8 protein-coding genes are annotated in these 12,345 nt (G+C 54.4%); 6 read left to right on the plus strand and 2 right to left on the minus strand.

The window, feature by feature from the left end:
- Window positions 1-170: 170 nt before the first annotated feature.
- From fdnG to KTH_RS17105, 6 genes are all read left to right on the plus strand, one after another.
- The gene (gene fdnG, locus KTH_RS17080; RefSeq protein WP_170142286.1) at window positions 171-3,353 is read left to right on the plus strand and encodes a formate dehydrogenase-N subunit alpha; all 3,183 of its coding nucleotides are present in this window, start codon (window positions 171-173) and stop codon (window positions 3,351-3,353) included.
- On the plus strand, window positions 3,353-4,312 hold the full coding sequence (locus KTH_RS17085; RefSeq protein ID WP_111318289.1) for a 4Fe-4S dicluster domain-containing protein: 960 nt from the start codon (window positions 3,353-3,355) through the stop codon (window positions 4,310-4,312). Before fdnG ends, KTH_RS17085 begins: the two co-directional genes overlap by 1 nt.
- 3 nt (window positions 4,313-4,315) lie before the next feature.
- Window positions 4,316-5,464 carry an NrfD/PsrC family molybdoenzyme membrane anchor subunit gene (gene nrfD / locus KTH_RS17090; protein WP_111318291.1) on the plus strand — a complete coding sequence of 383 codons (1,149 nt, stop codon included), beginning with the start codon at window positions 4,316-4,318 and terminating at the stop codon, window positions 5,462-5,464.
- A gap of 244 nt (window positions 5,465-5,708) precedes the next feature.
- The gene (locus KTH_RS17095) at window positions 5,709-8,339 is read left to right on the plus strand and encodes a CDC48 family AAA ATPase (RefSeq protein ID WP_111318293.1); all 2,631 of its coding nucleotides are present in this window, start codon (window positions 5,709-5,711) and stop codon (window positions 8,337-8,339) included.
- A 535-nt stretch (window positions 8,340-8,874) separates the two neighbouring features.
- A complete protein-coding gene (locus KTH_RS17100; RefSeq protein WP_111318295.1) occupies window positions 8,875-9,252 on the plus strand; it encodes a hypothetical protein in 378 nt (125 codons plus the stop codon).
- A gap of 33 nt (window positions 9,253-9,285) precedes the next feature.
- Entirely contained in the window at window positions 9,286-11,118 is a 1,833-nt protein-coding gene (locus KTH_RS17105; RefSeq protein WP_111318297.1) for an ATP-binding protein, read from the plus strand.
- Here KTH_RS17105 and KTH_RS17110 read toward each other — a convergent pair.
- The gene (locus KTH_RS17110) at window positions 11,045-11,512 is read right to left on the minus strand and encodes a hypothetical protein (RefSeq protein WP_137686093.1); all 468 of its coding nucleotides are present in this window, start codon (window positions 11,510-11,512) and stop codon (window positions 11,045-11,047) included. The two genes, KTH_RS17105 and KTH_RS17110, sit on opposite strands and share 74 nt — an antisense overlap.
- A 179-nt stretch (window positions 11,513-11,691) precedes the next feature.
- A complete protein-coding gene (locus KTH_RS17115) occupies window positions 11,692-12,333 on the minus strand; it encodes a protein-L-isoaspartate(D-aspartate) O-methyltransferase (RefSeq protein WP_111318301.1) in 642 nt (213 codons plus the stop codon).
- Between the last annotated feature and the right edge of the window lie 12 nt (window positions 12,334-12,345).

Below are 12,345 nucleotides of genomic sequence, written 5' to 3' on the forward strand. Positions count from 1 at the left end.
TATAATAACAACATTCAAAGCAGCGAGAAGCTATACACCTTTTTTCTTCAGCTTGCCAGTGGCGGGGTTGATATCGCTCAGGTTACGCAAGCGAGGCTTATAGTTTGCACGCGCCCCTCCCTGCACCAGGCCATAAAAAAAGGAAACAGACAATAAAGGGATATTGAGCTATGAAAGAACGCACACCATCACTACCAAAGACGGTACACAGTGTGCTCACGAACCTGCTTCAGATCGGTTCGCGCACACAGCCCTTTAGCCGCGAAAGCATTGAGAAGGCTCCACGCATTCGTGATGCCAGAGTCGTTCATAGCGTGTGCCCCTACTGCGCCGTCGGCTGTAGCCTGAATGTCTATGTCAAGGACGGCAAAGTTCTTGATATCGAGGGCAACCCTGATAGCCCGATCAATCATGGCACCCTCTGCCCAAAAGGCTCGGCCACATTTCAATATACCGTCAACCCAAGCCGCCTGACGAAAGTTCTCTATCGTGCGCCCTATAGCGATCACTGGGAAGAGGTCTCGTTAGAATGGGCAATGGAGCAGATAGCGCAGCGCGTCAAGAAGGCGCGGGATGAGACATTTGTCCAGCGCCTCGATGATGGACGCATTGTTAATCACACGCAGGGGATAGCCTCGCTTGGTGGTGCTACTCTGGATGTGGAAGAAAACTATCTGATGAAAAAGCTCTTCTCGGGCGGCCTGGGAATGGTCTCGATTGAGAACCAGGCCCGTATATGACACAGCTCAACTGTACCCGGTCTGGGTACTACATATGGTCGTGGCGGTGCTACGACATTTCCACAGGATCTGGTGAACAGTGACTGTATCATCATCATGGGGAGCAATATGGCGGAAGCGCACCCTATCGCCTTTGCCAACGTAGTCAAAGCGAAGGAGCGGGGTGCACAGGTGATTCATATCGATCCGCATTACTCGCGCACCTCGGCCCTGGCGAATCTCTATATCCCGACCCGGGCAGGAAGCGATATCGTCTTCCTGGGCGCGATTATCCGCTATCTGCTTGAACACAACGCCTACTTCCATGATTACGTGGTGCACTATACCAATGCACCGATGCTGATTCGAGAGGAGTTCCAGGATACCGAAGATCTCAATGGCGTCTTTTCCGGCTACGACCCGGAGACGGGCACTTACGCCGATATGAGTAGCTGGGACTATGAGCGCGACGAGTACGGGAAGCCGCGCCGCGACCCAACCTTGCAACATCCGCGCTGTGTCTTCCAGATTCTGCGGCGGCATTACGCTCGCTACACGCCAGAAATGGTAGAGCAGGTCTGCGGCGTCTCTCGTGAACAGTGGATGCAGGTTGTCCGAGCGCTGGTTGAGAACTCAGGACGCGAACGCACCTCGGCCTTCTGCTATGCCGTCGGCTGGACACAGCAATCAAAGGGCGTGCAGATTATCCGCTGCGCTGCGATGCTGCAATTGCTGCTTGGCAATATCGGACGACCGGGCGGCGGCGTGATGGCGCTACGTGGTCATGCCTCCATTCAGGGCTCAACCGATGTGCCGACGCTCTATGATCTGCTGGCAGGCTATATGCCACAGCCAAGCGCCTTGATAGAAGAGCGCCCATCACGCGAGGCGGATAAGTCGGTGACCCACTGGGAGGGCAAGCACGCGCTGGTTCCCTCACAGCAGTCGCTTGAGGAATATATAGAGACCTCTGGCCTGAAAACCGGCTGGTGGTCGCACTTCCCGGCCTATATCAAGAGCCTGCTCAAAGCCTGGTATGGCGAAGCGGTTCACACCGACGACGAGTTCGGCTATCACTGGATTCCCAAGATTACCGGAGACCACTCGCACCTTGTCACCAGCTATGCCATGCTGGACGGCAAAGTAAAGGGCTACTTCTTGCTCGGTCAGAATCCGGCTGCGGGCAGCACAAACGCGCAGATGCAGCGTAAAGCCCTGGAGCAGCTTGATTGGATGGTTGTGCGCGATCTCTATGAGGTCGAATCGGCCGCCTTCTGGTACAAAGGCCCCGAACCAGTCGATCCCAAAACGATCAAGACCGAGGTCTTCCTGATGCCAGCCGCGGCCTCCACTGAGAAAGAAGGCTCCTTTACCAACACGCAACGCCTGCTACAATGGCGCGATAAAGCGATTGACCCACCCGGCGACGCCCGCTCGGACCTCTGGTTTATCTATCACCTGGGGCTCCGGTTAAAACGGCTCTACGCTGAAAGCACCGATCCCAAAGATCGCCCGATTCAGGAATTGACCTGGGACTATGAGCGCACTGAGCCAGAGCCCGGTTCACGCATTCTGGATGAGCCAGACGCCGAGCTTGTGCTGAAAGAGATCAATGGCTATTACGTCTATCAATCGGAGGACCGTAAACAGGTCTACAACCTGCACAATGCGCCCCATGTGCCGGGCTTCACGGCCTTGAAAGATGACGGGAGTACGGCATGTGGCTCCTGGATCTATAGCGGCGTCTATCCTGAGCCCGGCAAGAATCTCGCGGCCTCGCGCATCCCGGACGGACGGACCAACCTGCAATGGGGCTTCGCATGGCCCGCAAACCGGCGTATTCTCTATAACCGCGCCTCCGCCGACCCGGAAGGGAAGCCCTGGTCCGAGCGGAAAAAGTACATCTGGTGGGACGAGCAACAACAAAAATGGACGGGATACGATATACCTGACTTCCCGCTCAACAAGCGCCCGGATTATATCCCGGCACCAGACGCAACCGGTATGGATGCGATCGCGGGAAGTGATCCCTTCATTATGAAACCGGACGGACGCGGCTGGCTCTTTGTGCCTCGCGGCCTGAAAGATGGTCCGCTGCCAACACATTACGAGGCGGCAGAATCACCGGTCCATAACGCGCTGTACAAGCAAGAGAGCAACCCGACGGCGAAGTACTTCCGCAATCGGAAAGATAACCCACTGGCTTTGATTGGTGATGAGCGCTTCCCGATTGTGGTCACAACCTACCGTCTGACCGAGCACCATGTCAGTGGCCCTATGACGCGCTGGCTTCCCTGGCTGAACGCGCTACAGCCGGAACTGTTTGCCGAACTCAGCCCGGAGCTGGCTGCCGAGCGCCAGATCAAGCATGGAGACTGGCTTGTCGTCAGTACAGCACGAGGCGAAATCGAGGCACGAGCACTCGTGACACAGCGAATGCGCCCACTTCAGGTACGAGGCCGAACCATTCATCAAATTGGTCTGCCGTTCCATTGGGGCTTTCAGGGAAAAAGCACCGGCTCAATCACCAATGATCTGACACATATGGTGCTGGAACCCAATGTGAGCATTGAAGAGGCAAAGGCATTCACCTGTAACATCCGTCCGGGTCGCCTCCACGAAGGAGGGAAATAATGTTGCGAGAACATGATACACGGTTCAACTTGCTCAACGTTCTGGCTCCTCTGGGCAAGGAGGAGCCACCACCGCCACAACCGAAAATGGGCTTCTTTACCGATACCAGCGTCTGTATTGGCTGTAAGGCCTGTGAGGTAGCCTGTCGCCAGTGGAACCAACTTCCAGCTCCAGAACCGGTCTGGAGCGGTTCCAGCTACGACAATACGCGCCATCTCAGCGCCCGCACCTGGCGGCATGTGCAGTTCGTTGAACGTATCGATCATGGGAGAGGGAAACCGCTTCCTGTACTGCCGCTGTTCGAGGATCGCGTTGCGGAGGCCAGAGAGAACGGCACCATCCCGGAGACGCCGCCCGGAACGGCTCTGCCCTTCTTCAATAGCGAGCGCTGGCTGATGCATAGTGATGTGTGTAAGCACTGTGCTAACGCGCCCTGTCACGAGGCCTGCCCCACCGGGGCAATTATTCGCACCGAATATGATACCGTCTATGTGCAGCAGGATATCTGTAACGGTTGCGGCTATTGTGTAGTTGCCTGCCCCTTCGGCGTTATCGCCCGAGACGAGAGCGGAGACTATACAGCCCACAAGTGCACCCTATGCTATGATCGGCTGAAAGACGGGTTAGAGCCTGCCTGCGCCAAAGCCTGCCCGACCGATTCGATCACCTTCGGTGAGGTTGAGCAGCTCAAGCAAAAAGCACGGGAACGGCTCGGCATCTTGCATGAGCGTGGTGTTCCAGAAGCACGGCTCTATGGGGTAGATGATCAGATTCTGGATGGTGGCCTGAACTCGTTTTTCCTGCTTCTGGAAGAGCCCGAGGTGTATAACCTGCCTCGAAACCCACAGCGCCCGGCCAATAACGTTATCCCGGCCTCGCTCTGGTCAATCATTGGGGCGCTGCTGCTTGGCGTACTTGGAGCGCTCTTTTTCAGGGAAAAGAAGGGGGGAGACGATTAAACCATGCACTTTCAACTGAGACCGTTCTATGAGCACCTCATCTCAAAAGGCTTACCCTGGAACACAACCATTATCGAGCGCCCGAGTGATAGACTCGCCGAGACGTTGACAACATATAGCGAAACCGAGAAGAGCCTGTTTGAGCGGCTGGCAGCCTTCACGACTGACTATACACCAGATCCTGAACGAGAGCGCCAGGAGCCAAGCTACTACGAGTACCCAGTGCTCAAGGAACCGCTCTGGCGCCGGGAAATCGTATGGTACTTCTTCTTTGGCGGGCTGGCTGCTGGCTGCTACGTGATTGCAAGTCTCGCCTCATTGTTTGGTTCAAAAGAGGATCGGGAAGTTGTCCGAACGGGCTATTATCTCTCGCTGCTGGCGCTCCTGCCCTGTCCACTGCTACTTATCGCAGATCTGGGTCGCCCGGAACGCTTCCTTCAAATGCTGCGCATGTTCAAAGTGAAGTCACCTATGTCTATGGGTGTCTGGGGGTTGATGGGCTTCTCATTCTTCAGCGGCATCACGGCCATGATTCAGGCGGCACGTGATGGCATCCTGGGGAAATGGTGGGGGGAGCGTCTGCTTGCCTCATTGCCACAAAAACTCATCGCGCTGCCCGGGACGCTTTTTGGCTTCTTCCTGGGAAGCTATACCGGTGTACTGCTCACCGCGACCAGCGTTCCGCTCTGGTCACGCAGTAAGCGTCTTGGCGCGATCTTTCTCACTTCCGCCATCTCCACCAGTAGCGCGCTCATCACGCTGATGCTGCGTCTGCTCGGAGCGCCGACAAAAGTCCTACATAAGCTCGAAAAGCTGGAATGGGCAGCACTGATGATCGAGATAGCTGACATTCTCAGCTATCTTCGCGCTTCCGGTCGTGCCGCTCGCCCGCTGGTGGGCACAGGCCCCGGCGAACATGGACGCACCTTCTGGCGTTTCCAGTTTGGCACCGGACTTGTGCTCCCCTGGGTGCTTCAAACCTGCTCCCTGTTAAAAAGAAGGAAGCAGCCCCAAAAACCGGGCACACCGGGTGGAGTCCTGATCTCGCTTCTGGTGCTGATCGGTGGCTATTTCCTGCGCCGCACCATCGTGGAAGCAGGTCACACGTCCAGTCGGGACGCCCGTACCACACTCTGGAACGCAAAGCGCTAAGCGCACGGGAGTCGGGATCTTCCGGCTCCCGCTCTTTTTCTCCTTCTATTCCCCTGGACAACGAAAATTAATAGAACACCTGTTTGCAGAGAAGCGTGAGCTATCTTGGCACAGAACAGACAGCATTCCTCTCTTGATACCGGTTAGTTCAACTTTTCTTACCCTGTTTCGTAACTAATACGAGAAAAGGAAGATTCCTCGGCAGCAATAGCTGTAGTGAGAGAAAGGAACTAATTGAAATTTCATGGAGCAGTACAGCAATAAAGAACACAATCCACATGCTCCTTATACGGGAACAACAGACAGGCTTACAACAGAACAGAACGGGAATGCGAAAGGACCGGTCAAAGGTCCAACTCGCCCTTTAATAGAAGATACGCCAGCCGAAGAGGCCCGTTATACGATTGTAGCCGGTCCACCACAGCATGAGCGCGGCGTGGCCCGCCTCGATGCCGCAGCCATCACGCGGCTCGGCTGCCAGATTGGCGATATTGTGCTGATTACAGGAAAACGAACAACTGCTGCACGTCTTCTGCCCGGGCAACAGCGAGATTCTATAGTCCTTCATCGCGGTATTATTCTCAATAGTGCATCAAAGCCCGGAGAACAGGTCACCGTACGTAAAGCGAACAATGTCGCCGACGCAGATGAAATTTCCCTTTTGCCACTGAATGCGCAGGGAACGCCCCTGAAGCCGGATTCTCCTCTTTTGCTCCGCTTCCTGACCGGCCTTCCTGTGACCATCGGCGACGTGCTCAGCGTGCCTTTCTCGGGCTCAACACCGACCGATTTTCTGGTGATCGGCACCACTCCATCTACCCCGATCTATAAGGTCTCCGCCAATGAGAGCGAACGGCAACCGGAACAGGAGACGGGAACGGATGCCGTCATCATTCAGGCAAATACGGCGATCCGCATCCAGACACGCGACACCATCACGCTGGATACGACGGCCGTCGGCTATAAGGATATCGGCGGCCTGGATAAAGAGCTTCAGCGAATTCGTGAAATGGTAGAATTGCCGCTCAAGTTTCCCGCCGTCTTTGATCGCGTCGGTATCGAGCCGCCGAAGGGGGTCTTGCTCTATGGCCCTCCAGGAACCGGTAAGACGATGATCGCCCGGGCAATGGCAAACGAGACCAACTCGGCCTTCTATGTCATTAATGGTCCGGAAGTCATCAACAAGTTCTACGGAGAAAGCGAACAGAAGCTACGCAATATCTTCCAGGAAGCGCAACAGAACGCGCCAAGTATCATCTTCATCGATGAGCTGGACGCGCTGGCGCCTAAACGCCCGGAAACCGGGGGCGAGGTCGAGCGACGTATTGTCGGCCAGCTTCTCGCACTGATGGATGGCTTGACCTCTCGCGGGCAGGTCGTATTAATTGGAGCGACAAACCAGCCAAACGCCCTTGATCCCGCCATTCGGCGTCCCGGGCGCTTTGACCGAGAGATCCCGCTGCGCGTTCCCGATATCCGGGGTCGTATCGAGGTGCTGAAAATCCATAGCCGCAATGCCGCGCTGGCCCCTGACGTCGATTTCAACCGCCTGGCCCAGATGACGCCAGGCTTTGTAGGCGCTGATCTGGCCGCGCTTTGTCGAGAGGCCGCAATGGTGGCGTTGCGCCGCAACCTGCCTCGAATCAATGAGCTACTTCAGGGCGGCTTCATTCCATATGAGACGCTGGTCAACCTTCAGATCACAATGAACGACTTCCAGACGGCCCTGCGCGAGATTGAGCCCTCCACGATCCGCGAAGTGTACGTTGAGGTCAGCGAAACCTCATGGGATGATGTGGGCGGCCTGCAAAAGGTCAAGGATATGCTGACAGAAAGCGTTGAATGGCCGCTGCTCTATCCAGATCTCTACGAGAAGGCCCGGGTGACGCCACCGCGTGGTATCCTGCTGGCAGGCCCTCCGGGATCAGGTAAAACGTTGCTGGCCCGAGCACTTGCCAACCAATGCGATGCCAGTTTCATCTCGATTAAGGGGCCCGAACTGCTCTCGAAATGGGTGGGAGAGTCAGAGCGGGGGATTCGTGAGATTTTCCGCCGCGCCAAGCACGCCGCTCCCTGTATCATCTTCTTTGATGAGATCGACGCACTGGCAATGCGCCGCAGCAGCGATACCGGGGCGGATGGCAGCGTTGGAGCCCGCATCATTGCACAATTGCTCACCGAGATGGATGGCATCGAGGGACGTGAGGGCATTATTGTGCTGGCGGCCACCAATCGCCCTGAACTGATCGATCCGGCGCTGTTGCGCCCCGGACGCTTCGATCTGGTGGTTGAGCTTGACTACCCGAACGAAGAAGAGCGGCGCGCCATCTTTGAGGTACATATGCGCGAGCGCCCAATTGCACCCGATGTAACCGCCGAAGATCTGGCTCGCCGGACCGAAGGACGCAGCGGCGCGGATATCGAGGCGATCTGCCGCCGCGCAGCTCTGCTTGCGTTACGAGAACAAACTTCGCTCAAACAGGGGAAAGCGCTACCGAAGCCCGAAGTCGTAGCGAGCGAGGTGCAACAGGCCGTTGAAACGACCGAGCAAGCGCAGGAAGAAGCGCAACCTCCTACCACAGCCGAACTGACCAGTATGTTTCTGATTCGTGCCGAACACTTCGAACTGGCGATTCAGGAGCAGACAGAGCGGTATGAGGCACAGCAAAAGAAAGAGGAGAAGCAGCAAAAGCTTGAGCGCGGACGCGAGCGCCTGCTAGAGATGGCTGCCGACCGGGATAACCCGCAGGCTCCCGATCTAAGCACAGCCGCACCGCTCTTGATGCTGGTTAAGGATGCCCGCTTCTGGATGGGCATCGCCATTGCAGTGCTGGTTATTCTGCTCATTCTTCAGATGTTCTTCCTGCGAGGCTAGGTCTTTCCAGAAAAATTACAGAAAAAGCAGAAGTAATCGAGCGACCAATCTACCAGTAATCTATAATAGTAGAATGGTCGCTTCATTTTTTATCTGCAAAAGAGTGCAGTTGCTTGCGTTTTTCTTCATAGAGAGATTTCAAGGGAATCCCACCGGATTGTAACCGCAGAAGAAGAATATCCGTTTCTATAAGTAGAGGCGGTGTTTCTTGTAGAGCTTCCAACAAATAAATGAGCTTCAGGCGGATGAATTGTTCAATTGTAGATCGAATTTCGGTAAGTGGTGTGGTGAAAAAGTGCCAGAGAAGCGCACTACTGGTTTCTGTAAGGCGTCATACGAGAGTGTCCGTTTGAAGAACGTAAGCTGAGCGCGTAAAACAGCATTCATTCATCTCTACGTATACATCTCTTAAAAAGGCTTTTTATAGATCTCGATATAGCCATATCATTGTAAGTACTATTCACTTACAATATATAGGCAACTATGCTATAATAAAAATCGGAGAGCATTTTTAAATCAGCGAAGGGAGCAGCAAGTGTCACAAATCATTGACAACTCCTCTTCCATCTCCCGTGAACAATTAACTGACGCTTTTCTTAAAGCTCTACAGTTGATTGATAAACGCGTTTCTCCTCTTCTAGGCAAAGCAACCACGCGGGTTCTTGTACAGGGTGCAGCGAGAAGAGTTGCAGGACAATACCCGTTTCTGGAGTACCTTATCACACGTCCTTATACAGCTATTCATCCATCGGCCATTCAGGCTCATCTCGCTGGAGCAACCTCGGCGGAACTGGCGGAGGGATTAAACGCTTTGCTGGAAGAATGTTTCGCGGGCTTACGGGAGTTGACGGGTGACTTAATCGCTCCACCTCTCCACGAAGAGGTCACCCATGAGTTGAAACAAATACAGTAGTTCTCAATGTAGTCAATGCAGTAAGGAAAAAGCATGGAGAGCAGCGTGCAACCCGAATCAAATATCATAGATGGCGCGTTCCGCTCTTCCGCTGGACAGCGTGCGGATCGCCTTGCGACTATCCGCGAGGAAATGCAATATATCAACACCATTGGTAAGCGGTTTGTTGCAGCATTTGACCGCTTTCAGGTCCACCGTGCTTTGCTTGCTGCACTACAGGAGATCTATAGTTTCTCAGCTTGCTGCATTTTGCTCAAAGGGAATCCCCATGAGCTCTTCATCATTCCGTCGTATCCGTTAAGTGCTCCCTTCCTCAAAGCTATGATTCAGCGGATCGCCAGCGCGGCTCGGGTGATGGATTTCCCCCATGTGGACGAGGAGTCACTTGCCCGCAGTGCCTATCTGGACGCGCCCGACGAACTGGCCCAATCGCGCCATCCGAAGGGCTCAACCGGCTCTGAGATTGGTTCCTGTCTGAATATTCCACTGACCGTTGAGAACCATATCATCGGATTACTCAGCCTCTTTGATGAGCGTCCCGGCTCGTTTGACACCAACCTGCTACAGTTGACCACAATGATCGCCGACTACGCGGCTGTCGCGCTGGAAAACGTGCGGCTTCGAGAACGTGAAAACGCGCTCTGGCGTCAGGCTGAGCTGGAACGACAGCGGCTGGAACTCGTCATTCGTAGTATGGCAGAGGGGCTACTGCTCACCGATGAAAACGGCACTATCACTTCCCTGAATCAGTCGGCCCGGCATATGCTCTCACAGGCAGAGATCACCATCACGCCTGACACCCATTTGCGCTCACTGGCAGAGAAAACAAAGGTCCCCTGGCTGGCACGCCTGGCCGATATTATCGATGAAGCACGAAAGGGAAAAACCGTCATCAATCAAGATGTAGAGATTGATGGAGCAAGCAGCGATGTCGTACCGGTCTCGCTCAGTGTAAGCGCCTCACCACTCCACAGCACCGATGGTCTGTCGCTGCATCCCGTTGGTGTCGTTGCCGTGCTGAACGATGTTACCTCAAGCAAGCAGGTTGAGCGCCTGAAAGATGAGTTTGTCTCGGTCGTCTCGCACGAACTGCGCACGCCGCTGACCGCAATTAAAGGCTACACGCAGCACCTTGTCCGCCGGATTGAGCGGCGCCTGCGCAAGCTCCACACCGCACAGCCCGAGGTACAGGACCCACCTGAGAGCTATGATCTGCGCAGCCTGTATATTGTTCAGGGGCAGACCGAGCATCTGGAGCGCCTTGTGAACGATCTGCTGGACCTTTCACAGGTGCAATGGGGCCAGATGACCCTGCACTTTCAAGAATTCTATCTGGCTGATCTCCTGAACGATTGTGTGAACCTCGCTCAGGTCAGCGCAGAACAGCATACCCTGCATCTGGATATTCAGGCGCAGGATACCAAAATTGTCGCCGACCGCCAGCGAATCGGGCAGGTCGTGGGAAACATTCTGGATAACGCGATCAAGTATTCCCCACATGGTGGCCATGTGACCGTACGGCTCCAACAGCAGAAAGATCACTATCTTGTCAGTATTATTGATGAGGGAATTGGGGTCAGCCCGGAACACTATGACCACATCTTCGAGCGTTTCTACCGGGTTCACAATACCGCCACACAGCAATATTCTGGGATCGGGCTTGGTCTCTATGTTGCAAAAGAGATTGTCAACAGACATGGCGGCTCGATCTGGTTCTCGAAAAACCAGAATATCGGGACCACATTCTACTTTACACTACCACGCGACCAACATCCACAGCAGCAAGAGCCTCTTACAGAACCTGTAGCAAATCACCGGGGCTCGAACCAAAATGGTCATGCAAATACGAGTGGCCAAACGAGGTAAAATGAAACTTCGTCCATGAGCCACGAAGCTGATAGAGATTTTGCAGGATACGAGCTTCTCCCCAGAGCGGGTAGAGGAGATCACGCAACGCGTTAATCACATCCCTGGTACTGGTCAGAAGCACCCCGAGCAGGATCATCACAAATTGAATCAGGGGATGTTCTGGCATATCTACAGGGCTTAGAGGCGTAAACAAACCAATATACAGGACACTTCCAGAAACAAAGGCTGGAAACAATACGCGAAGCCAGATGGAGAATGGAGAGGGTTCCTGGGCGATCATAAAGGTGATACCGAGAGGTCCGATGGCCCATCCAACCATAGGTTCACGACGCCAAACCATTACCAGAAGGTGAGCAAGCTTGAAAAGAACAAGCCACAGTACAATGAACACACATACACCCAGAGGGTTTACAATGTGTATAAAATTCACGCCTGGCATGCCGTACCCTCGCAAATGGGGAGAAATGGTTCCTGGCTAGCAGAGAGCCTGTGGAACCGGGAACTAATCATCTTAATATCTCTATTATATGCTACGGGTTATCCCGATGCAAAGGATAATCATCTCCAGTACTAGCGATCCTCACTCCATCCCTCACGCCCGATCAAAGGCACAAAGACACAAGCACCGAGTGAGGTTCGTTCTACCTTCGCTCCCCTCCGCTCAATAAGCAGTAAATCCTGTTCCTCAGGCAAACCAACCGGGAGCACCAGCCGCCCACCGGGACTAAGTTGTTCGACAAGGCTGATAGGCACCTCAGGAGCAGCAGCCGTTACCAGGATCCCTTCATAGGGAGCTGCCTCGGGCCACCCAAGAGACCCATCGCCTACAATGACCGAAACATTTCGAATTCCCGCTTCCATCAAACGCCATGAGGCCTGTTGTGCAAGCTGTTGATGGCGCTCGACGCTATAGACATATGAGCAGAGCTGAGCCAGAATCGCTGCCTGGTATCCGGAGCCGGTTCCAATTTCCAACACGCGCTCATTCCCGGTCAGATGCAAGGCCTGGGTCATCAATGCAACCATAAATGGCTGTGAAATTGTCTGTCCGCAACCAATTGGAAGCGCCATGTCACGATACGCATGCGGCAAAAGCTGTGCCTCAACAAAGAGTCCACGGTCAACATGGGCCATTGCATCCAGAACTCGTTGATCGGTGATTCCGGCTTGATGAAGCTGTGCAAGTAATTGTTGCCTGCGTTTTTCGGTCATAGGGTTGGGCTC

This window comes from Thermosporothrix sp. COM3, from assembly GCF_059696735.1.